The following is a 22,401-nucleotide window of genomic DNA, read 5'->3' on the forward strand; positions in this document are numbered from 1 at the left end:
GCGGATAGAACCGTCACAGAAAGTGTGACATCAATTACCGAACCATGCCCACTCTTAGCCTCTTTTCCGGCCTATGGATTATCCTGCCCCGCCCTGACCGCCCACGGCCATCCGATGGCCATCACCGGTACGGCGACTCACACTGCTCCCATGACAGACTCCCCCGCCAACCCGGCCCCCGAGCTTGGCGAGCTCAGCCTCTCCGAGTGGTACGCGCACACCGACAAGATGACGAAGGTCGGCTTCCTGACCATCGCCCGCAGGCTTCCGGCACTGGTGTCGCAGGCCGTCAGGCTGGCGTGGCTGGCCAGCCCCCGTGACACCGCCGTCGCGATCACCCTGAGCCTGCTGAGCGGGATCTTCACCGCGTTCGGGCTGCTCGCCACGACCGGGGTGCTGTCGGCGCTGTTCGAGGCGGGACCGACCCCCGAGCGGGTGCGGGCCGCGCTGCCCAGCCTGGTCATGGTGGGGGTGGCCGCGACCCTGAGCACCCTCACGCAGGCGGGCGCGGGCTGGGCGCAGTCGCGGCTCGACCCCCAGGTCGGCCGGATCGCCGAAGAACGTCTGTACGGGCTGACCAGCCAGGTCGGCCTCGTGGCCTTCGACGACCCCGACTTCCACGACGCGCTCCAGCGGGCCAGGGCGCGCGGGGTCTCCATGGCGGACGTGGTGGTGAGCACGACCATCAACGTACTGACCGCGATCATCGGCATCGTCGCCGCGGCGGGCGTGCTGGGGGTGCTCCACCCGGTCCTGCTGCCGCTGCTGGTGCTGGCGGTGCTCCCCGACGCGTGGGCGGCGGTCCGCTCGGCCCGCATGCGCTACACGACCATGTACGCCCTGATCCCGGCCACCCGCCGCAAGTGGATCATCTCGGAGCTGCTGGCGGAGCGCGACCCGGCCGCGGAGGTGCGCTCGTTCACCATGCGCGGCTTCCTGATGCGGATGTACGACGCGGTGGCCACGGCCGAGCAGGACGTCATGCTCAGCCTGGCGCGGCGGCAGATGCTCGCGCGGATCGTGGGCGAGGCGCTGGGCGGCGTCGGCACGGCCCTGGTCTACGTCGCCCTGGGCGTGCTGCTCGCGGTGGGCGCGGTCCCCCTGGCGGTCGCGGGCACCGCCGTGCTGGCGATCCGTTCCGGCCAGAGCTATCTGGCCAACCTGATGTACGCCACGAACCGCCTCTACGAGGAGGGCCTGTACTTCACCGACTTCCTCGACTTCTGCGCCGAGGCCGAGAGCAAGCTGCCCTCGGGGCGCCCGGCGAGGGCACCGGAGAGCTTCGAGCGGATCACCGCCGAGGACGTCGTCTTCACCTATCCGGGCTCCACCGACCCGGCGCTCCAAGGGCTGACGGTGACCATCGACAAGGGCGAGGTGGTCGCCCTCGTCGGGGAGAACGGCTCGGGCAAGACCACACTGGCCAAGATCCTGTCAGGACTGTACGAACCGGACAGCGGCCGGGTCAGCTGGGACGGCACGAACCTGGCGGACGTCGACCCCGACGAGCTGCGGAACCGCATCGCGGTCATCGCCCAGGACCACACGCGCTGGCCGCTGACCGCCCGGCACAACATCAGCATGGGCACCGACAAGGGAGAGCCCGCGCTCGTCGCGGCGGCCGAGGTCGCGGGCGCCGACCAGGTGGTGGCCGAGCTTCCGCACGGCTACAGCACCCTGCTAGACCGGCGCTTCAAGGACGGCCAAGAGTTATCCGGCGGCCAGTGGCAGCGGATCGCGGTGGCCCGGGGTTTCCACCGGGACGCCCCGCTGCTGATCTGCGACGAGCCCACCGCGGCCCTGGACGCCCGCGCCGAGCACGCCCTGTTCGAACGCATCCGGCGGCACGCCGACGGGCGCACCGTACTGCTGATCACCCACCGGCTGGCGAGCGTCCGGTACGCCGACCGGATCTACGTCCTCGACCACGGCAGGGTCATCGAGCAGGGCACCCACGACGACCTCATGGTCCTCGACGGCCTCTACGCCGACCTCTACGGCCTCCAGGCCAGGGCCTACTCCGCCTGACTCCCGGGGGGCTCGGTACTTCCGGGGGCTTTGGCACTTCCGGGGGCTTTGGCACTTTCGGGGATCTTCGGCACTTTCAGGAACGGCCTCGGCACTTTCAGGGCTTTTGGCACTTCAGGAACTCCGGGAACGACCTCGACGACGGCCTCCGCCGCCTCCGGGAGAGAGTTCCCGGGCCCGATGTCACCCTCGGGCCGGAACCTCCTCGGCCCGGCGTCGTCCGGGGCCGGGGCCGGGAGGCCGGGGAGCTACTCCGCCTGGCCGCCCAGGAAGGCCTCGATGACGGCTTTGGCGATGGGGGCCGCCACCCGCCCGCCCGGCCCGCCGCCCTCGACCAGGACCCCGACGGCGATCCGGGGGGAGGCGGCCGGTGCGAAGCCGCTGAAGACGGCGTGGTCCTCGTCCGGGACGGCGTTCTCCGCGGTACCGGTCTTGCCCGCGACCTTCACCCCCTCGACGGCCGCGGCGGCACCGGTACCTCCCTTCCCGGTGGCGGCGATCATCATCGCCGTGAGCCGTTCGGCCTCCTCGGCGCCGAGCGCGCGGCGGTACGGCGAGGGCTCGGTCACGTCGATCACCGTCCCGTCGACGAGGCGGACCTCGTCCACGAGATGGGGGCGCATCAGCGAGCCGTCGTTGGCCACCGCCGCCGCGATCATCGCGATCATGAGCGGGGTGGCCCGGACGTCGAACTGTCCCAGCGCCGACATCGCGGTCTGCGCATCGTCCATCTCGGGGGGATAGACGCTTCTGGCCACCGGCATGGGCACCTCCAGGTCGTCGGTGTCGAACCCGAAGGCCTCGGCCCGCTCGCGCAGCGCGTCCTGGCCGAGGTCGACCCCGATCTTCGCGAAGGGGGTGTTGCACGAGAGCTTGAACGCCCGGAGCAGCCGGGGGGCGCCGTCACCGCAGGTGGCGCCACCGGCGTTGCGCAGGTAGGTGCCGGTGCCGGGAAGGCGGAAGGACTTCGGGGCGCTGACGCGGGTGTCGAGGTCGTACCGCCCCGAGCCGAGCGCCGCCGCAGTGGTAATGATCTTGAAGGTGGACCCCGGCGGGTAGTTCCGCTGGATCGCCCGGTTCAGCAGCGGGTCCGCGGGGTCGCCCCGCAGCCGCTTGTCCACCCTGTCGAGCCTGGCCGCGTCGAAGCTGGTGTAGAGGTTCGGGTCGTACGAGGGCAGGGAGACCATGGCCAGGATCGCGCCGGTGCGGGGATCGATCGCGACGACGGCGCCGGGCTTTCCCGTGGCGCGCAGCCCGTCGTAGGCGGCCCGCTGGGCACCCCGGTCGATGGTGAGCCTGAGTGTGGCGCCGCCACGGGTGCCGTCGACCAGCCCGCGCACCCGCACCCGGGGGTCGTTCCCGGACAGCAGGGCGTCCTCGGCCTGCTCGACGCCGCCGGTGCCGTAGAGCGAGAAGTGCCCGGTGACCGAGGCGTAGAGCGGGCCGCCGGGATAGACCCTCCGGTATCGGTAGGTGGCGTTCCTGGCCTCGCGGCTGGTCGCGATGACCGTACCGTCGCGGAGCAGGATCCTGCCCCGGGGGCTCTCGAAGCGCGCGATCATCGTGCGCCGGTTGCGCGGGTCCTCGTTGAGCCGTTCGGAGTCCAGCGCCTGGAGGTAGGTCACGTTGGCGAGAAGGGCGAACAGCATCCCCCCGCACATCAGGGCGACGTGGCGCAGCGGAATGTTGATCCGGCGCGCGCGTGGTGCGACCATGACCCCTCCCCGGACACCCGGCCCCGAATACCGGTTTAACAGCCGGACCGAAAAGGGCACCTCGACCAGGGGCAAAGCCGTCGTACGACTTCCGAACGGCCATAAGCCTCAGGGCTCACGGCCGGTACGAACCACGCGGACTCCCGGCTTCCGCCGACGCGGGCCGCACGGCGCTCAACCTCCTATCGCCACGAACGGCCCCGTACTCAACCTCCCACCGGCACAAGCGGTCCCGCGCCCGACTCCCCGCCGATGCGAGCGGTCCCGCGTTCGACCTCCCGCCGACGTGAACCGGGCGGTTTCTAGTCGGCCACCGAGTGGTAGTACGCGATCTTGTTGCGGATCGCGACCTGCTTCTCGCGCAGGTTCTCGACCTGCTCCTGCACCCGCCGGTCGTGGGCTTCGAGCAGCGCGATGCGGTCGCGGACCGTGTGGTCACCCGCCCTGGTCATCTCGGCGAAGCGGAGCATCTCCGCGATCGGCATGCCGGTGTCACGCAGGCAGCGGACCATGCCGAGCCAGCCGACGTCCTCCTGGGTGAACCGGCGCTGTCCGGCCGCGTTGCGGCCGATCGACTCCAGCAACCCGATCCGCTCGTAGTAGCGAAGCGTGTCGAGGCTGAAGCCGGTCTCCTCCACCACCTGTCCCGGCGTGTACACGCTCACACCCGTGGGCACCATCAATAACCACCTAACCGAAAGTCGCCCCTGCCGAGCACAACCAGAAAACCACAACCAAAAACGGCCCCGATCCGGTGCGCCACACACCGGCTCAGAGCCTCGACACATCCCCCCGAGAGGACCCGGGACGACAAATCTATCCACAACCCTACCGATGCCCTCGCGGCCATCACAACGACGTCCCGGCCGGGCGGCCGGTGCCGTGACCACACCCGGCCGCCACGGGGACGGCGCCGACCGGCCGCGCGTGCCGCGTACCGGACGGCCCACTTGCCCTGGAGTCCACTCCAGCGTCCAAGGTGATGTCCATGACACACATCCCCCTCGCCCTGGGCACCATCCCCTTCGGTACGACCCTCGACGACAGGGCCGTCTTCGCGATCCTCGACCGGTTCGCCGACGCCGGAGGCGCCCTGCTGGACACCGCGAACAACTACCCGTTCTGGAACGAGGGCGCCACCGGCGACGAGAGCGAGCTGGCCGTCGGCCGCTGGCTGGCCGCCCGGGGCATCCGCGACCGGATGGTACTGAGCACCAAGTGCGGCGGGCGGCCGACCGTCCCCGGCGACAGGACCCTGGACTCCGCCGAGGGCCTGTCCGCCACGGCGATCGCCGCCGCGGCGGAGGGCAGCCTGCGGCGGCTGGGCACCGACCACGTCGACGTGTACTGGGCGCACATCGAGGACCGCTCCGTTCCCCTGGAGGAGACCCTGGGCGCCTTCGCCGAACTGGCCGAGGCGGGCAAGGTCCGCGAGATCGGCGCGAGCAACGTACCGGCCTGGCGCCTGGAGCGCGCCCGCGCCACCTCGCGGGCGAACGGCTGGCCGCTCTACACCAACGTGCAGCTCCGCCACACCTACCTGCGGCCCCGGCCCGGGGTACGGCTGCCGGAGTCGGGTCACGTGCTGGTCCAGGACGACATGCTCGACTATCTGCGCTCGGAGCCCGGTCTGACCCTGTGGGCGTACAACACGCTCATGTTCGGCGCGTACACCCGCGAGGACCGGCCGATCCGGGACATCTACGATCACCCGGGCACCGCGCGCGGGCTCGCCGTGCTGCGGGAGATCGCGGGCGAGCTGGGCGCGACCGTCAACCAGGTGGTGCTGGCCTGGCTGATCGGCGGTGACGTGACGACGGTCCCGATCGTCGGCGTGAGCTCTCCGGCCCAGCTGGAGGAGGCCCTGGGCGCCCTGGACCTCAAACTCGACGGCGAGCACCGCGCCCGCCTGGACGCCGCCCGCTGACGACACCCCACCGGCGGCACTCGCCAAAAGCACTCACTGACGACGTTCGTTGGCGGTGTCCGTCTGCGGCGGACACCGGCGACGTCCGGCGGGAGGCGTCACTCCTGGGGCAGGTGCGCCGACAGGTAGCGGCGGACCAGGTGCTTGCACTCGGCGATCAGCTCGGGATCCCCGTCCGGCATGGAACGGAAGGCGAGCTTGAGCACCGCGTCGGCGGCCTCGACCGCGACGAAGAGCACCCGGTCCATCCCGGGGCCGATCGGGGCGCCGAGCACCTCCACGGTGATCGTGCGGAGCCGGTCGGCCACGATGGCGTTGTTCTCCAGCGCGGCGTCCAGCATGCGATCGGTCCCCTTGAGGATGGGACCGCCGGGGGTGGCGAGCACTCCCCCGAAGTCGACGACCGCGAACCCCGGCGTGGACCGCTTCATCGCGACGAACTCGTCGATCGCGAGGTCGACCATCTCCGTCCACTCGGACAGCCGCACCTCGGAGAGCCTGGCCGTGATCCGGCCGAGGAACGCCTCCAGATTACGTATCGCCAGCGCGCGTACAAGCCCCTGCTTGTCGGGGAAAAACTGGTAGAAAGTGCCGATCGGCACTTCCGCGCGGCGCGCGACCTCCTTGGTGGTCAGTGCCTCGTAGCCGACCTCGTCCAACAACCGCGCGCACTCGTCCAGCATGCGCTCCACCCGTTCCAGGCTGCGGCGCTGGGCGGGTCGGCGGCGAAGCGTTCCCCCGGAGACGTTCGTCATCTCCCCATCATCCCCCACGACAGAACGGGGGATTAACCTGAGCCAGACTCACACTATTTGGAGGTCGGGATGTTTCTGTGGGGCACGGCGACCGCGTCCTACCAGATCGAGGGCGCCGTCGCCGAAGACGGGCGAGGCATCTCGGTCTGGGACACCTTCACCCGCGAGCCCGGCCGCGTCCGCGACGGCGACACCGGCGAGGTGGCCTGCGACCACTACCACCGCTGGCCGGAGGACATCGCGCTGATGTCCGATCTCGGGACGAACTCCTACCGCTTCTCCATCGCCTGGCCGCGCGTCCAGCCCGATGGGAAGGGCGCGATCAACCAGGCGGGCCTCGACTTCTACGACCGGCTGACCGACGCGCTCCGCGAGAAGGACATCGTCCCCGCCGCCACGCTCTTCCACTGGGACCTGCCCCAGCCCCTGGAGGACGAGGGCGGCTGGCTGAACCGCGACACCGCCTACCGTTTCGCCGAGTACGCGGCGGCCGTGGCCGACAGGCTCGCCGACCGGATCCCCCTGTGGATCACCCTGAACGAGCCCTTCATCCACATGGTCTTCGGCTACGGCCTGGGCACCCACGCCCCCGGCAGGACCCTGGTCCTGGACGCGCTCCCCACCGCCCACCACCAGCTGCTCGGGCACGGCCTGGCCGTACGGGAGCTGAGGGCGCGCGGCGCGGAGAAGGTCCTGATCACCAACAACTGCACCCCGGTCTGGCCCGCCTCCTCCGACCCCGCCGACCTGGCCGCCGCCGACGCCTACGACATCCTGCACAACCGCCTGTTCAACGACCCCGTGCTCCTCGGCGCCTACCCCGACCTGTCCGCGTACGGGGTGAGTCTCGACTGTGTCCGCGACGGCGACCTGGACCTGATCGGCGCGCCCCTCGACGGCCTCGGGATCAACTACTACAACCCCACCCGGATCGCCGCGCCCATCGGCGAGGGCCTGCCGTTCGAGGACGCGGGCGTCACCGGCTACCCCACCACCGCCTTCGGCTGGCCCGTCGTCCCCGACGGCCTGCGCGAGCTCCTCTCCGGCCTCAAGGCCCGCTACGGCGACGCCCTCCCGCCGGTCTACGTCACCGAGAACGGCTGCTCCCAGCCCGACGAGCCCGGCCCCGGCGGGACCGTGGACGACCAGGACAGGATCGCCTTCCTCGACGGCCACATCGGGGCCGTCGAGCGGGCGCGGGCCGAGGGGGTGGACGTGCGCGGCTACTACGTCTGGTCCCTGCTGGACAACTTCGAGTGGGCCGAGGGCTTCAGCCAGCGCTTCGGGCTCGTGCACGTCGACTTCCCCACCGGCACGCGCACTCCGAAAGCCTCCTACCACTGGCTGCGCGACCGCATCGCACGCGGCTGACGCGGCACGCCCTCCCCGCCGTGGCGGCGTGGGCAGAGTCTCCGCGTCCGGGGCGCGGTAGTCCGAAAGATGTACGACGGCTTCGACGTCACGTAGGAGGTCACCAAGGGTCCGGCCCCGCATGCTCGGACATGAGGAAAACCGGAACCCAACCGACCGCCCCCGTACCCGCCTCCCACCGCCGTGGCCGGAAGCCGCGCCGGAGACGCGGGCCGCGTGGGGTACGCGGGGCCGCCGCGCCCCGGGCATCACCAACGGAGAGCGACGTTGACCACCGAACTGGTACTGACCCTGGGAGCCCTGGCGCTTGTCGACAGCACGAGCTTCGGGACCCTGGGCATCCCCGCCTACCTGCTGCTCGCCTCGGACCGGTCCCCGGCCGGGCGCCTGCTGGTCTACCTCGCCACGGTCGCCACCTTCTACTTCGCCGTCGGCGTCGCGCTGATGCTCGGGCTGGCCGCGATCCTCGACACCTTCGAGGAGGCCCTGTACAGCCGCACCGCCTCCTGGATCCAGCTGGTGATCGGCGTGGGACTGTTCCTGCTCAGCTTCCGTTTCGACTCCAAGCGGCGGAAGGAGAAGGCGGGGCCGAGCCGCTGGGAGCCTCGCCTCGGCGGGCCGGGGACGATGATCCTCCTGGGGCTGACCGCCACCCTGCTGGAGATCGCGACGATGGTTCCCTATCTCGGCGCGATCGGTTTCATGACCGGCGCGGACCTGCCCGCCGCCCAGTGGGTACCGCTGCTCGCGGCGTACGTGGTCGTCATGATCCTGCCGTCGCTCGTGCTGCTCGGCGTCAAAATCGTCGCCGGAGGCTGGCTGGACCCGAAGCTGGAGCGGCTGCGCACCTGGATGCGCAAGCACTCGGCCTCCGCGATCGGCTGGACCCTGGGCATCGTCGGTTTCCTCGTCGTCCGCGACGCGGCGGCCCGCCTGTTCATGAGCTGACCCCGGCGTTTTCCTGGCTGCCACTCGTGGGCTGACCCCGGCGTCCCCCGGGCCCGCTTCGATCTCTCCGCCCCGGTGGGAGCCGGGGGAAAACCCTTTGCTAGTCAACGATACGGGCCGTATCGTCTAGGATCATGTGCATGTACTTCGCCAGCCAGATGGTCGGCTACGTGATCCGTCCCCACGACAGCCGGCCTTCGGCTCGCTAGGGACGCCTCACCTCTTCTTCGTTCTTCACGCGTCCCCAACGCGCGCCCAGGGCCTCCGAGACCTTCTTTCACCTCGGACCCGAAAGGGCGAAAAGCTGTGGCGCACTCCTTCGCGCACGGAAACCATTCACACACCCAGGGAAAGGTCAGGAACGGCGGTGGCCGCACCGACCGCGACCGGGTCAGACGCACCCTCTCGCAGAACTTCCTCGTCGATCCGCACGCCGTCCGGCAGATGGCCGAGGCGGCCGGATCGCACGAGCTGCTTCTGGAGCCGGGAGCGGGAGAGGGGGCTCTCACCCTCGCCCTCGCGAGAAACTGCGCCAGGGTCGTGGCGTACGAGATCGACCCGCTGCACGCGGGCAAGCTCGCCGCCCGCACCCGCGACGACGAGCGGATCGAGGTGGTCAGGGGTGACTTCCTGACCGCGCGGGCCCCGCGCGAGCCGTTCGCGGTCGCCGGGAACATCCCGTACTCGATCACCTCCAGGATCGTCGACTGGTGCCTGCGCGCGCCCGCGCTCACCTCGGCGACCCTGCTCACCCAGCTGGAGTACGCGCGCAAGCGTTCCGGCGACTTCGGCCGCTGGAGCAAGCTGACCGTGCTGACGTGGCCCGGCCACTCCTGGGAGCTGGGCGGTCGTGTCGGCCGCGCGAGCTTCCGGCCGGTGCCCGCCGTCGACTCCGCGATCCTGCGGATCGGCTCGCGCCCCGTCCCGCTGCTGCCCGCCGACCGGGACGCGGCCTGGCGGGAGTTCGTCGAGTACGGCTTCACCGGGCTGGGCGGTTCGCTGCACGCCTCGCTGCGGATGCGGTACGCGCCGCACCGGGTCGACGCCGCGTTCGCGGAGGCACGGGTCGACCGTGACACCGTGGTGGCGTTCGTCCATCCCGACCGGTGGCTGACGCTCTTCGAACGCCTCCACTGAAATACCGGGGAATCGCCCGGGTCCGGCCCGCCCCATCGGCCGGACCCGGGCTCCCACCTACCCCCACCTATACGACGAACGGGAAGCCCCGAATGCGACATCTCCCGTGTCACGTTTTTTGTCAGCCGAGCGATTTGTCGGCCGGAGAGCGTTGACGTGAAACGGGAGGTGGAGTCATGAGATCTCGTAACATCGGCGGCATGACGACTTCCACGGGTTGCTACCCGTGCGATCAGGAGGCACGGTTCGACGTGTCGCCTCCGCGGGAGCGGATCGCGTTCGACGACCACTGGCGGGTGGCACACGCGATCAACACGGCGCTGCCCGGGTGGCTGGTGCTCGTCCCCCGCCGCCATGTCACGACCATCGCGGCCCTGACCGACGCCGAGGCGTCCTCTCTCGGCCAGTGGCAGACCCGGCTGTCGCGGGCCCTCCACGAGGTGACCGGCTGCGTGAAGACGTACGTGGTGCAGTTCGCCGAGCTGGAGGGCTTCGGCCACGTGCACTTCCACATCGTGCCGCGCATGAGCGACCTGCCGGGCGAGCTGCGGGGGCCCAGGGTGTTCGGGTTCATGAACCGCACACCCGGCGAGCACGTCACCACCGAGCAGATGGACGAGACGGCCGCCGAACTCGGCCGGGCTCTCCGGGGAGCCGTCGCCGAGACCGTGCCCCGCGACGGAGACTAGCCCTCAGCCCGTCCCCGCGAGCTCCATCGTGTCCTCGTCCACCCACCCGGGACCCGCCGTGTCCTCGTCCGCGTCCGTCCACACCGGGCTCGCGGCGCCTTCGGCCCTCATGGCCGCCTTCCGGATCCTGGCCGCCCCGTACTCGCCGGGCGCGAGGCAGTCGGGGCACGGACGAAGGCCGTGGGCGTTGGGCATGTGTCTCCAGCCGGTCACCTGGTTCACGGCGCGGACGCGATGGATCTCCTTCGCGGTGATCGCCCGGGGAACGAAGACCTCGTACCCCCGGGCGTCGTCGCATCCGGCGATCAGAGCGGCGGCCTCGGCGCTGGGGAGCCTCTCGTGCTCCCACCCGTAGTGGCCCACGAGGACCGGCTCGTCGTCGGGCACCCGGAAGTCGACGGCCGCTACCGTACGGCGCCCGCCACGTCTCAGCTCTCGAACCCACTGATGGGTGAGCTGGTAGGAGGGCAGGACCGGCAGGCAGAACAGCCCCCGCAGGCCGTCGCGGTCACGGCTTCGCGCGCGGATCCCGGCCCGCCGGACCGATCGGATGTTCTTCTCCGCCGTGAGATGGACGAACAGTGTCAAGAAGTCTTCCCTCCGGGATGTGACGTCCGGTCCTCCTTGGAGATCCACTTGGAGATCCACGAGGCTCGCGAAGATCAGCGAGAGCGTGGCGGCAGCCTAACCCGGCGTACGACGACGGCAAACAGCTTTTCCGAGCGGGTCCTACGCCTCGGTGGTGTACGGGCGGTCGCGCCGGGCGTCGTGGAGGATCGAGCCCCACCAGTGGAGCTGGTCGAGCATCGTCTTCGCGGCTCCGTTGGGGCCCTCGGGATCCTTGAGGGTGCCGTCGGGGCCGAACAGCTCGTAGTACCGGGGGAAGCTGACGTAGTCGCGGACCGTGTGGGCGTGCAGCTCGCCGAAGACCTGGCGCAGCTGTTCCACCGCCAGCAGGCCGCCACTCCCCCCGCTGTAGCCGACGAAGCCGATCGCCTTGGCCTCCCACTCGGTGTAGTGCCAGTCGATGGCGGCCTTCAGCGAGGCCGGGAAGCTACGGTTGTAGTCCGGCGTCACCACGACGATCGCGTCGGCCGCGTCGATCCGCCGGGTGAGATCCGCCATCTCCGCGGGACGGGCCATGTTGGGTTCGAGCGCCGGTGGCATGGCCGGAAGTTCGAGCGGCAGGCGCGTGTCCGCCAGGTCGACGAGATCCACCGTGAACCGGCCGTGCCGCTCGGCCTGCTCGGTGAACCAGTTCGCGACCACCGGGCCGAACCGTCCGTCCCTGACGCTACCAATGATCACTGCGAGGTTGAGGGTCTCACTGGGCATGGCTGTACTCCCTGTCCAAGATGTCCAAGATTCGGAGTGACCGTGAAGGTCACGTCCCCAACCTGCCGGGCGGGCCGGAGACCAGGAAGGCCGGGCCAAGACTGGTAGTGACAGGGCCACGACCCCGGCGGCCACGACTGTTACGTTCGAAACGTGAGCGACAACGAGCTGGGCATGTTCCTGCGCATCCGCCGTGAAGCCGTCACGCCCGCCGAGGCGGGGCTGCCCACCGGCCCCCGCCGCCGCACACCGGGCCTGCGCAGGGCCGAGCTGGCCACACTCGCCGGAGTCAGCGTCGAGTACCTCACCCGGCTCGAACAGGGGCGCGACCGGCGCCCGTCCGCGCCCGTACTCTCCGCGCTGGCCGACGCGCTACGGCTGACCGCGAGCGAACGCATCCACCTGCACCGGCTCAGCAAGGGGGCCGGTGGCGGCTTCAACTGCATGGGCGACGCGACGCCGACCCGCGCGGTGCGCCCCACCGTACGGGCGCTGCTCGACAAGCTGGAGCCCGCCCCCGCCGTGCTGCTCAACCGGCTGAGCGAGATCCTCGCCTGGACCGAGGGGTACGAGCGGCTGGCGAGACCGATCGGCCTGCTGGACGGCAACCCGCCGAACCTGGCCCGCTTCGTGTTCGCCGACAACCGGGCGCGGGCCGCCTACCCCGACTGGGACCGGGTCGCCGACGAGCAGGTCGCCGTTCTCAAGCAGGGGCCGTTCCGGGGGGACCGGCACATCGCGGCACTCGCCGACGAGCTGACCGTCACCTCCGGGGCGGCTTTCGCCGGGCGCGCGGACACCCTGCCCGGCCTCCCGAAGTTCAGCGGCGTCACGCGGCTGATCCATCCCGAGGCGGGTGAGCTGCGCCTGGCGTACGAGACCCTCGAACTGCCCGCCGACGACGACCAGCGCCTCGTCGTCCATCTCCCCGCCGACGACGCCACCTCCGCCGCGCTCGACCGCCTCGCCGGACGCCGTCCGGGCGCACTGCGCGCGGTGTCCGGCTGACACGGGACGCGCAGCCCGCCGGGCGCGGGCCGTACGAGCGCGTGGTCAGGCCGGACGAGCACATGAACGCCGCGTGAGCATGCGGACAAGCCGGGCGAGCGCGTGGACAGGTCGCGTGAGCATGTGAACAGGCCGGGCGAGTACGTGGACAGGCCAGACGCGGGCGACGCCCCGGGGCCTTCCGGACACGGCGCCGGGAACGCGGACCGTACCCGCATACGGCCACGACCGGGTCCGTACCAGCGTGGCTCCCCCCACGGTGCGCCACAACCGACATAATCGAGACGATCAGCCTGGTCAGGACACACGCGCGATGCCCTCATCCGAGTCGTCCCGGGCGGATCCCCTCCACCGACACCCATGTCACGCCACGTGACGACCGTACAGCGACCCGGGCGTCCGGCAGGAGGAGCGTATGCGTCTCGCCATCCGAATCGGAGTGGCCGCCACTTTCCTGGCGGCCCCGAGCGCCCTGACCGTTCCCCCCGCTCCCGCCCCCGCCACCACGTCCAGCGCCAAAACCGCTCCGACACCCACCGCCAACGTCAAAGCCACCCCAACGCCCACCGCCACGGCCAACGCCGAAGCCACTCCCACCCCCGTCGCCAGCGCCACCGCGACCGTGAACGCGACAGCCATGGCGACGGCGACCGCGACCGCGACCCTCACCACCAAGACCGACCACACGGTTTCGCTGCCTTCCCTGGGCGGCAGGAACACCATCCCCACGGCGCTGAAGAAGGTCCCGTCGCTCCGCGTCCTCCCCCCGTGGCCCCGCCAGGCCAGCAACGTCCGGATATTCGTGCACTGCCCGCCGAAGTCGAACCACGCGCTCATCGGCTCCACCGCGTTCAACCTGAAGGGGTCGAGACGCATCTACCGGGAGGTGGGGCTGGGGCTCTCCGACCGGGGGCTGGGGCACCGCGCCGCGTCCATCTCCTACTACGCCCTGCCGGGACCCCACGGGGCGTGCCTGACGTGCGTGAAGGTCACGATGGACAAGGAGACCCGCGTCAGGCGGATCCGGGTGCTCGGCCGGGACTCCGCCCCCCTCTACGTGCGAAGGTTCAGCATCTGGCAGTTCTTCGACTAGCGCGCGTCTCTCTCGGCGCGAAGTGCTCCGTCACGGGCGATGATTCCTCGGGCTTCCGCGGGTTGTACGCGGCGACGGACCTCATCGACGCGCAGGAGGCAGACATGTCGGGTACGGAGCACCTCGGGGCGGATCCCGGGCACGGAACCGCGCTCTGGTCGTCGGCGGCCTGGCGGCGGAACGCGGTGTCGTGGCTGGACGAGCGGCTCGCCGAGGCCGGGACGGAACGGACCGGCGAGGTCACCCAGCCGCACCTGCGGCCATGGGGGACGGTGCTCAGGGCGCCCACCACCGGCGGCCCGGTGTGGCTGAAGGCCCCCGGACCGGACACCGCGTTCGAGGTGGGGCTCTACCGGCTCCTGCTGCGGGTCGCGCCGGACCGGATCCCGCCCCCGATCGCCGTTGACGTCGCGCGGGGGTGGGTCGTGCTGCCCGACGGCGGGACGCCCCTGGGAGAGCGTGTGGACGGCGCCGCCCTGGCCGACGCCCTGGTGACGGTCCTGCCGGAGTACGGCCTGCTCCAGCGTGACCTCATGCCGTACGTCGAGGACCTGCCGCCGCTCGGGGTCGCCGACATGCGCGCCGCCGTCATGCCCCGGCGGTTCGACGAGGCGGCGCACGCGGTCGGCGAGTACGTGGAGCGGTACGGCGACACGTCCGACAGGGAGATCCACCGGCGGGTGACCGCCATGCGCGACATCTTCGTCTCGTGGAGCGAACGGCTGGCCGCCGCGTCCGTACCGCCGAGCCTGGACCACAACGACCTGCACCCCTGGAACATCCTGGTGACCGGGCCCGCGCGGGCCCGAAGAGTACGGTTCTACGACTGGGGCGACGGTGTCGTGGCCCACCCGTTCGCCAGCATGCTGGTCGCCCTCGGATTCCTGCGCCTCCGTCTGGGGGTCGCCCCCGACGATCCGGCGATCCTGCGCCCAAGGGACGCCTACCTGGAGGTGTTCGGTGACCTCGCCCCGCACGCGGAACTCGTCGAGGAGCTGGAGCTGGCCTGCCAGGTCGGCAAGATCACTCGTACCCTGGTCTGGGAGCGGTCGATCCGGGCCCGGGGGTACGCGCACGCGGGCGAGTTCGCGAAGGCGCCGTTGCGGTCCTTCGGATCCCTGGCGGCGGACTCGTGGATCGCGCTGGGGGCCTGATCCTCCCCGGCCGCCCCGCCCGACGGTCCGCCCGCGGTGACATCGTCCCGGCCTCCCCGGCGGTCACGGTCGCGCACGTGTCATCGGCACCGCCTCGGCCCGCCACCACGAGTGACGTCGTCCCGGCGGTCACGGTCGCGGAGGGCCCGGCGAGCCGCCGGGGCTCGCCGGTAGGGTTCCGCGAGATGAGCGAGCCTGGGCGGGGATCCGAGACCGACGCGCCGGGAGCACGGCTGCTGGACGCCGCGCGAAAGGGTGACTCCGACGCCTTCGGGCGTCTGGTCGATCCGTTCCTCGGCGAGCTGCACGCGCACTGTTACCGGATGCTCGGATCGGTCCACGACGCCGAGGACGTCGTACAGGAGACGCTGGTGCGCGCCTGGCGGGGCCTGGAGCGGTTCGAGGACCGCGGCTCGATCCGGGCCTGGCTGTACAAGATCGCGACCAACAGGTGCCTGACGCTGATCGAACGCCGGGGTCGCCGGGAGCTTCCCGCCGATCTCAGCCCGGGGGCCGCACCGCTCGCCGAGATCTCGTGGATCGAGCCGTACCCCGACGAGAGACCGGGTCCCGAGGCCCGCTACATGGCGCGTGAAGGCGTGGAGCTGGCCTTCGTCGCCGCGCTCCAGCACCTGTCGGCTCGCCAGCGGGCCGTCCTGGTCCTGCGCGAGGTCCTCGGATTCTCGGCACGCGAGGTCGCGGACCTGCTGGAGACCACGGTCGCGTCGGTCAACAGCGCGCTGCAGCGCGCCCGCAGGGCCCTCGGCCCCCGGCCTCCCGACACGGGCACCACGGACGAGGCGGAGCTCCGGGAGATCGCGGACCGGTACGCCACCGCGTGGGAGGCGGGAGACGTCGAGGCCATCGTGGCGATGCTGACCGACGACGCCAGATACGCGATGCCGCCATTGCCGGAATGGTACGAGGGCCGCGAGGGGATCAGGGCCTTCCTGGTCGAGGGGCCGCTGAGCCACCGGTGGCGCTTCCTTCCGGCGTACGCGAACGGACAGCTCGCGTACGGCACCTACATGTGGGACGAGGACAGGAAGGTCTACGTCGCGGCGGGGCTCGACCTGCTCGCGCTGCGGGGCACGAAGATCGCCGAGGTCGTCTCGTTCCTGACGCCGGAGATCTTCGCCATGTTCGGCCTCCCGGACGAGATCGCGAACTGATGACCGCGACACCGGACAACCTCGACACCAGGCGATTTCAGCGTCAGGCGGCCTCGGCGTCGCGCGTTTTCGGCGCCGGGCGATGAGTTCGGCGCCCTCCCCGGGTTGTAGGCGGTGACACGACCCGACCAACGCGCAGGAGGCAGACCATGTTGCTCAAGGGCAGGAACGCGACGCGGTCGAGGCCATGCGGTGCCAGCTGGCCGCCGAGCTCGCGCCGTACGGGATACGCGTCGTCACCCTGCGGACCGGTGGCCTGCCCGAGACGATCCCCGTGGACTTCGACCGGCGTGAGGCCATCGAGCGGGACATCGTCGGGCAGACCCTGACCGGGCGGGCGGCGTCCCTGGAGGACGTCGGCAACGTGGCCGTCTTCGCCGCCTCCGACTGGGCCCGCACCATGACAGGCGCGGCGATCAACATGACCTGCGGCGCGGTCATGGACTGACGATCATGGCCCAGGAGGTACGACAGTTTCCCGCTATCAGGCGGACGGCCTTCACGGACGACCCGTGTCACCCCGTACGGGCATGGTCTCCGGTGCGGAGGTCCCCCGGCGGTGACCGGGGGACCGGACGCTCACGCCGGTTCCGACCCGACAGTGCTCACTCGGCGACACGCCCCGGACCCGGCGGTGCTCACGTGGCGACACACCCCGGACTCAGCAGTGCTTGCCCAGCGACATCCGCCGGATGAGGTTGAACTTGCGGGCGTCGAACCGGCCGGAGGCGAACCACCGGTACCGCTGGGTCTCGCTGGGCAGGTTCTTGACGAACTTGGCATGGTCGGTGGGGTCCTGGATGCGGTTGTTGATCACCGTTCCGAGGACGGCGTTGCCTGAGTCCTTCAGGTACGCCCACATCAGCCAGGCGTCGCTGTCGTCACCGCTGGTGACCGTGGCGTCGAACGTCGCCGTACCATCCGAGTACAGCGTCCATCGCGCGCCCTCGAACATCGTGCAGTCGCCCACCGTCATCGCCTTGTTCCAGGTGAAGGTCTTGGAGGCGAGCGTGTGGGCCGCGCCCGTGGCCGGGAGCGCCGGCCCGGCGGTCAGTGCCAGGGTGGCCACGACCGCGCCCACCGTCCTGCGGATATCGCGCATGAGACTTTCCCTTTCGTTTTCACCGGACGTTCTTCCACGGAATTGTTGGCACGCGCCGTCCGTCGCGATATACGCGGAAGTACGTAGAGCCGCAGGGGGATCCGATGCTGTCCAAGAACAGATACGACCAGGTGATCGACCTGGCGGTGGAACTCGTGGCCATGAATCCCGCCGAGATCGACTACGGCCGGATCGCCGAACTGCTCCAGCAGGTGCTCGAGTGCCCCACGGCCACCTTCTCCGAGGTCGGCGTGGACGGGGTCACGGGGCTGGGGTGGCCCAGGACCCGCCTGCCGACCGCGACGATGACCGACGTCACCCGCCGCAACATGGAACGCCACCCGCTGATCCAGCACTACGTGCGAACCACGGACCGCAGGCCCCTGGCCGTCACCGATCTGATGAGCCTCAAACGCTGGCGCTCCTCGGCGACCGGTTCCGACATCCACGTCGTCACCGGCTTCTACGACCACCTGGCGCTTCCCCTGCTGTCCCCTCTGGGCACCATGCGGGCGTTCGCGCTGGGCCGGGAGGAGGGGACGTTCACGAAGCAGGAACGCGAGTTCGTCGAAAGGCTTCACCCCCTGCTGATCGCCATGGATCGCAAGGCACGCCTGTCACGATCCCCGGCCGCGCGAAGCCGTCTGACGCCGCGCGAGGAACAGGTCCTCGAACTCGTCGCCGCGGGGCTCACCCGCCAGGTCGCGGCGCGACGGCTGGAGATCTCCATCAGGACCCTGGACAAGCATCTCGAAGTGATCTATCGCAAGCTGGGAGTGAACAGCCACATCCAGGCGGCCCTCTGGCTGAACGCCTCCCGGGCCGGAAAGGACCCGGAGCCCCGCGGCCCGGCCGGGCCCTTGACTCCGCCACCGGACGAACCTTCACCCCGTAGCGACACAGCGGAGACCAATCCCCTTCAGGACTTTTTGTGACGCTGAACGAAGGATTTCACCTCACCGAAACCTACGACGGTATCTCGTCTGGGTAGAGTCCCGCCATCCTCGACAACGTTGACCCCTTCATCGGCGTAGCGGCCACCGACCTGCCTCGGGCACGCGGTCTGGCCGCCACCTGGTGGTGCCCGAAACCCCAGGTGGGCAACACCCACCCGGGCGCCACGTCGCCACTCGGCATGGTCTCGGCCTGCGCGTACTCCGGCGCGTACCCGACGGGGTACGGGCGGTACACGAAGAACACCGAGGGCGTGCCCGAGGAGATGTTCGGGCGGCTGCAGGCGTCCGGGTTCACCCACTTCCAGCAGTCCGGCACCGGCGCGATCCGCAAGTACTACAACTACGTCCGGGTCACCCCGATGGTGCAGCCGCTGGACGCGCTGGGAGAGTCCTGGCCGCTGCACGACGAGGTGGCGGAGGCGGGCTACTACGCGGCCACCCTGGACACCGGGGTCCGCTGCGAGCTCACCGTGGGCACCAAGGTCGCCGTGCATCGCTACACCTTCCCCGGGCACAGCAGCGCCCGCGTGGTGGTCGACCTTTCCTGTGGCGGCCTGGCCATCGAGCACGGCCGTACCGTACCGCTGCGGGCGCAGGTGGAGAGCATGGGCCACGGCCGGGCCCAGGGCACGGTGGTGATGGAGGGCGTCCCGCTGTCGGTGTACCTGGAGGTCGACAGCCCCGGCTGGCGGCAGATGCTCTGGTACGACCGGCGGCTCATCGACGGCGGTACCCGCCTGGACTTCGACAGCATCCGGCACACCACGCTGCGGCCCTTCGGCATGCTCTTCATGGGCCCCACCGAGCCGGGGCAGACGATCGAGGTGCGGCTGGGGTTCTCGCTGCGCGGGTGCGACCAGGCGCGCGAGAACCTGGAGCGCGAGGGCGGGAGCGCGCGGTCGGTGTTCGACGTCGTCCGCTCCCGGACCCGGTCCCGCTGGGGCGAGCACCTCGACCGCGTCCAGGTCGAGGGCGGCACTCCGGCCCGTCGCACCGTGTTCGCGACGGCGCTCTACCATTCGCTGATCAAGCCGTGCTTCGGCGACGACGAGAGCCCGTTCTGGCCGAACTCCGGGCCGTTCGCGTTCGACGTGTGCACCATGTGGGACATCTACAAGACACAGCTGCCGCTGCTCGCGGCCATCGTCCCCGACCGGGCCGCGGACCTGCTGGAGTCGCTGATCCGGGTCTGCGAGGAGGAGGGCAACTTCCCCATCGGGTACCGCATGGCCCGCGGCGCCGACCGGTTCTACCGTCAGGGGAGCGCGCTCGTGCACACCGCGCTGGCCGACGCCCACGCGCTCGGCCGGGCGGGCCTGGACTGGAACTGGGCGCTCGTGCACATGGTCGACGACCTGCGCCGCATGTACGGCGAGGAGTTCTTCGAGCACGGGGTGGTGCACCCGATCACCCACACCCTCGACCTCGCCTACGGCCACCACTGCGCGGCGAAGGTCGCCCGCGCGCTGAACGACCGGCGCCTGGCCGACGATCTTGAGGACCGCGGGCGCCGGTGGTCCAACGCCTTCGACCCGGGTACGGGGCTGCTGCGCGACTCGGAGTTCTACGAGGGCGGCAAGTGGAACTACTCGTTCCGGCTGCTGCACGACATGGCCGCGAGGATCGCCCTGGCCGGTGGCGACGGGGCCTTCGTCGGCATGCTGGACAGGTTCTTCGGTTTCGGTGCCGCACCGGTGACGCAGCCCGGACGGCGCCCCCAGGCGGCGGAGATGGCGGCCGGATACGCCCTGAACCGGTTCGAGGGGCTGAACAACGAGCCCGACATGGAAGCGCCGTGGGCGTACCACTACGCGGGACGGCCCGACCGTACGGCCGAGGTGGTGCAGGCGGCGCTGACCTGGCAGTTCGGCACCGGACCCGGCGGGCTGCCCGGCAACGACGACTCCGGCGGCCTGAGCTCCTGGTACGTCTGGGCGTCGCTGGGGCTGTTCCCGATCGCCGGGCAGAACCTGTTCCTGGTCAACGCGCCCGCGTTCGCCAGGGCCGCGCTCCGGGCGGGCGACAACGAGTTCGTCATCGAGACCAGCGGGCACCGTGAGACGCCGATCGGTGTCGACGGCGCCGATCGCGACCCACCGGCGCAGTACGTCCAGTCCGCGACCCTCAACGGCAGGCCTCTGCACGCAACGCACCTGAGCGCCGCCACCGTGCACCGGGGCGGCGTGCTGCACCTGCGGCTGGGTCCGGAGCCGTCGGGGTGGGGGCGGGAGGTCCGCCCGCCGTCCCTTTCCGATCCGCCCGCCAACCCGGAGGAAACACGATGACCAACCCCCGTCGCCGTCTCGTCATCGTCGTCAGGGCCGACCCGGTCATCTGCGGCCACTCCGGCGAGGCCCGCAACCTCGCCGAGGTGGCGCTGACCCGCGGGTTCGACGACGTACGGCTGCTGACCTGGCCGATTCCGGCCCTTCAGGCGGCCGGGCTGCCACTCAAGCCGCTCGACCGACTGCTGCCGTACAGTCCCGGGATCACCGTGGAGCGTCCGGAGGCGGTCGGGGACTACCGGGTGCCGGACGGGCGCCACCAGGCCGGTCTCACCGGCCGCCTCGTCGAGCTGCTCGCCGAACCGGTCCCCACGACCTGCCTGTCCATGTACATCGTCCCGCACGCCTCGGTGGTCATGGACGCGGTCACGTCCGCGCGGGCGGCCGGGTTCGCGCCGAACGTGCACACCGTCGTGAAGGCGGTCGGCTCCGACGTGACCAACGTGATCCGGTCGTGCCTGCGGGAGGGCCGGTTCGGCGCGGCGACCGTGCTGTTCACCACGTTCCTGGCCAACGACGAGGTCGTCGCGGTCTCCGAGTACACCCGGGAGGAGATCATCGCCTCGGCCGAGCAGGTGGACGCCCACTGCGGCACCGGGTTCGCCGAACAGTGCCGGAGCCGCGTGACCGTCAGCTACCCGCCGATCGACTCCTCCGCCTTCCTCGACCTCGATCCGGCCCGGGTGGACGTCGCACTCGCGAAACGCGGCCTGGAGCGCGACGGATACATCCTGTTCCTGTCCCGGGTGACCCGGGCCAAGGGCGTCCACGACCTGCTGGCCGCCTACGGCCGGATGCGCTGCCGGTCGCGCGTGAAGCTGGTCGTCGTCGGCACCGGGCCCGCGCTGGAGGAGATACAGGCGATGGCCAAGGAGGACGGCCGGGTGGTGGTCCTCACCGACGTCGACGACCACGAGAAGCCGCTGCTCATGCGCGGCTGCGCGGCCTACGCCCTGCCGACCAAGCCCGAGCCCGACTTCGTCGAGACGTTCGGCATCGCCCTGGCGGAGAAGATGCTGGCCGGAGGCGGCCCGATCGTCACCACCATGACGGGCGGGACCCTGGAGGCGGTCGGCGACACCGCCGTCATCGTCGAGCCCAGGGACATCGACGGCCTGGCCGCGGCCGTGGACCGGGTGGTCCTGGACATGTCCGCCGCCGAACGGCAGGACCTGGAACACCGCGCCCGCACCCGGGCGATGGCATTCGACCGGGCCGCGGTCTTCGACGGCCTGTTCCCGCAACGCGCACTCGCCACCGAGGCCCACTGACCTCGCACGCCCCCCGCACCCTGCCCCCTCGGCCCCTCGGCCCCTCGGCTCCACGGCCCCTCGGCCCCTCGGCTCCACGGCCCCTCGGCCCCTCGGCTCCACGGCTCCACGGCTCCACGGCTCCACGGCTCCACGGCTCCACGGCTCCACGGCGACGGAACACACGGCGTACGCCGGGCACGGCCCCGGCACGCCGTACTCCCGTCGATGCCGCACTTCCCGCGATGCCATATCTCTGACGGCACCGCGCTCCCGGCGGCGCCACGTGTTTTTTCCGACAGCGCCACCGACGGTGTCACGCGTTCGGGCCACAGAGCGAGACCCGCGGCGAGACGGGCCACCGAAGGTACTCGGACAACAAGGCGAGGCGCCCCGGAATTTGTGAGGACCGCCGCGAGACGAGTCACCGGAGGTACGTGAACAACAGGCGAGCACGCCTCCGGAAATCGTGAGGA

19 protein-coding genes and 1 pseudogene are annotated in these 22,401 nt (G+C 70.8%); 14 read left to right on the forward strand and 6 right to left on the reverse strand.

Annotated elements, in window-relative coordinates:
* Window positions 1–150: 150 nt before the first annotated feature.
* The gene (locus tag ACW9TB_RS06100) at window positions 151–2,028 is read left to right on the forward strand and encodes an ABC transporter ATP-binding protein (protein ID WP_472746940.1); all 1,878 of its coding nucleotides are present in this window, start codon (window positions 151–153) and stop codon (window positions 2,026–2,028) included.
* 248 nt (window positions 2,029–2,276) lie between these two features.
* Here ACW9TB_RS06100 and ACW9TB_RS06105 read toward each other — a convergent pair whose 3' ends face one another.
* Together ACW9TB_RS06105 and ACW9TB_RS06110 are read right to left on the reverse strand one after the other, a co-directional pair.
* On the reverse strand, window positions 2,277–3,743 hold the full coding sequence (locus tag ACW9TB_RS06105) for a peptidoglycan D,D-transpeptidase FtsI family protein (RefSeq protein WP_472746941.1): 1,467 nt from the start codon (window positions 3,741–3,743) through the stop codon (window positions 2,277–2,279).
* A gap of 302 nt (window positions 3,744–4,045) precedes the next feature.
* Entirely contained in the window at window positions 4,046–4,408 is a 363-nt protein-coding gene (locus ACW9TB_RS06110; protein WP_472746942.1) for a MerR family transcriptional regulator, read from the reverse strand.
* Window positions 4,409–4,731: 323 nt separating this feature from the next.
* Here ACW9TB_RS06110 and ACW9TB_RS06115 point away from each other — a divergent pair, with 323 nt between their 5' ends.
* Window positions 4,732–5,670 carry an aldo/keto reductase gene (locus ACW9TB_RS06115; RefSeq protein ID WP_472746943.1) on the forward strand — a complete coding sequence of 313 codons (939 nt, stop codon included), beginning with the start codon at window positions 4,732–4,734 and terminating at the stop codon, window positions 5,668–5,670.
* A gap of 98 nt (window positions 5,671–5,768) precedes the next feature.
* Here the strand turns inward: ACW9TB_RS06115 and ACW9TB_RS06120 are convergent, their stop codons facing one another.
* Entirely contained in the window at window positions 5,769–6,425 is a 657-nt protein-coding gene (locus tag ACW9TB_RS06120; RefSeq protein ID WP_472746944.1) for a TetR/AcrR family transcriptional regulator, read from the reverse strand.
* Between the two features lie 69 nt (window positions 6,426–6,494).
* Here ACW9TB_RS06120 and ACW9TB_RS06125 point away from each other — a divergent pair, with 69 nt between their 5' ends.
* From ACW9TB_RS06125 to ACW9TB_RS06140, 4 genes are all read left to right on the forward strand, one after another.
* Window positions 6,495–7,796: a GH1 family beta-glucosidase gene (locus tag ACW9TB_RS06125; protein WP_472746945.1), complete on the forward strand. Its 1,302-nt coding sequence runs from the start codon at window positions 6,495–6,497 to the stop codon at window positions 7,794–7,796.
* A gap of 267 nt (window positions 7,797–8,063) precedes the next feature.
* Window positions 8,064–8,744 carry a GAP family protein gene (locus ACW9TB_RS06130; RefSeq protein WP_472746946.1) on the forward strand — a complete coding sequence of 227 codons (681 nt, stop codon included), beginning with the start codon at window positions 8,064–8,066 and terminating at the stop codon, window positions 8,742–8,744.
* 444 nt (window positions 8,745–9,188) lie between these two features.
* Entirely contained in the window at window positions 9,189–9,881 is a 693-nt protein-coding gene (gene erm, locus ACW9TB_RS06135; protein WP_472747111.1) for an ErmE/ErmH/ErmO/ErmR family 23S rRNA (adenine(2058)-N(6))-methyltransferase, read from the forward strand.
* Between the two features lie 200 nt (window positions 9,882–10,081).
* Entirely contained in the window at window positions 10,082–10,570 is a 489-nt protein-coding gene (locus tag ACW9TB_RS06140) for an HIT family protein (RefSeq protein ID WP_472746947.1), read from the forward strand.
* Window positions 10,571–10,573: 3 nt separating this feature from the next.
* Here the strand turns inward: ACW9TB_RS06140 and ACW9TB_RS06145 are convergent, their stop codons facing one another.
* Both ACW9TB_RS06145 and ACW9TB_RS06150 read right to left on the reverse strand, forming a co-directional pair.
* Window positions 10,574–11,158 (reverse strand): hypothetical protein, encoded by a 585-nt coding sequence (locus ACW9TB_RS06145; protein WP_472746948.1) that lies wholly within the window; start codon window positions 11,156–11,158, stop codon window positions 10,574–10,576.
* Between the two features lie 141 nt (window positions 11,159–11,299).
* On the reverse strand, window positions 11,300–11,905 hold the full coding sequence (locus tag ACW9TB_RS06150; RefSeq protein ID WP_472746949.1) for an NADPH-dependent FMN reductase: 606 nt from the start codon (window positions 11,903–11,905) through the stop codon (window positions 11,300–11,302).
* Window positions 11,906–12,058: 153 nt separating this feature from the next.
* Here ACW9TB_RS06150 and ACW9TB_RS06155 point away from each other — a divergent pair, with 153 nt between their 5' ends.
* The 5 genes and pseudogenes from ACW9TB_RS06155 to ACW9TB_RS06175 all read left to right on the forward strand — a co-directional run.
* The gene (locus ACW9TB_RS06155; RefSeq protein WP_472746950.1) at window positions 12,059–12,913 is read left to right on the forward strand and encodes a helix-turn-helix domain-containing protein; all 855 of its coding nucleotides are present in this window, start codon (window positions 12,059–12,061) and stop codon (window positions 12,911–12,913) included.
* A 415-nt stretch (window positions 12,914–13,328) separates the two neighbouring features.
* Window positions 13,329–14,006 carry a hypothetical protein gene (locus tag ACW9TB_RS06160; RefSeq protein WP_472746951.1) on the forward strand — a complete coding sequence of 226 codons (678 nt, stop codon included), beginning with the start codon at window positions 13,329–13,331 and terminating at the stop codon, window positions 14,004–14,006.
* A 104-nt stretch (window positions 14,007–14,110) separates the two neighbouring features.
* The gene (locus ACW9TB_RS06165) at window positions 14,111–15,160 is read left to right on the forward strand and encodes a phosphotransferase (protein WP_472746952.1); all 1,050 of its coding nucleotides are present in this window, start codon (window positions 14,111–14,113) and stop codon (window positions 15,158–15,160) included.
* A 185-nt stretch (window positions 15,161–15,345) separates the two neighbouring features.
* Window positions 15,346–16,332 (forward strand): sigma-70 family RNA polymerase sigma factor, encoded by a 987-nt coding sequence (locus tag ACW9TB_RS06170; protein ID WP_472746953.1) that lies wholly within the window; start codon window positions 15,346–15,348, stop codon window positions 16,330–16,332.
* 172 nt (window positions 16,333–16,504) lie between these two features.
* A pseudogene (locus ACW9TB_RS06175) lies at window positions 16,505–16,780 on the forward strand (SDR family oxidoreductase); the annotation flags it as partial.
* Between the two features lie 213 nt (window positions 16,781–16,993).
* Here the strand turns inward: ACW9TB_RS06175 and ACW9TB_RS06180 are convergent.
* Window positions 16,994–17,434: a DUF6294 family protein gene (locus tag ACW9TB_RS06180; RefSeq protein ID WP_472746954.1), complete on the reverse strand. Its 441-nt coding sequence runs from the start codon at window positions 17,432–17,434 to the stop codon at window positions 16,994–16,996.
* 104 nt (window positions 17,435–17,538) lie between these two features.
* On the opposite strand from ACW9TB_RS06180, the gene ACW9TB_RS06185 reads away from it, so the two are divergent.
* From ACW9TB_RS06185 to ACW9TB_RS06195, 3 genes are all read left to right on the forward strand, one after another.
* The gene (locus ACW9TB_RS06185) at window positions 17,539–18,369 is read left to right on the forward strand and encodes a response regulator transcription factor (RefSeq protein ID WP_472746955.1); all 831 of its coding nucleotides are present in this window, start codon (window positions 17,539–17,541) and stop codon (window positions 18,367–18,369) included.
* Between the two features lie 89 nt (window positions 18,370–18,458).
* Window positions 18,459–20,675, forward strand: a complete 2,217-nt coding sequence (locus ACW9TB_RS06190) for a glycoside hydrolase domain-containing protein (RefSeq protein ID WP_472747112.1) — start codon at window positions 18,459–18,461, stop codon at window positions 20,673–20,675.
* Window positions 20,672–21,946 carry a glycosyltransferase gene (locus ACW9TB_RS06195; RefSeq protein ID WP_472746956.1) on the forward strand — a complete coding sequence of 425 codons (1,275 nt, stop codon included), beginning with the start codon at window positions 20,672–20,674 and terminating at the stop codon, window positions 21,944–21,946. Before ACW9TB_RS06190 ends, ACW9TB_RS06195 begins: the two co-directional genes overlap by 4 nt.
* Window positions 21,947–22,401 lie beyond the last annotated feature (455 nt).

The sequence above is a fragment of the Streptosporangium sp. H13245 genome (assembly GCF_055690525.1).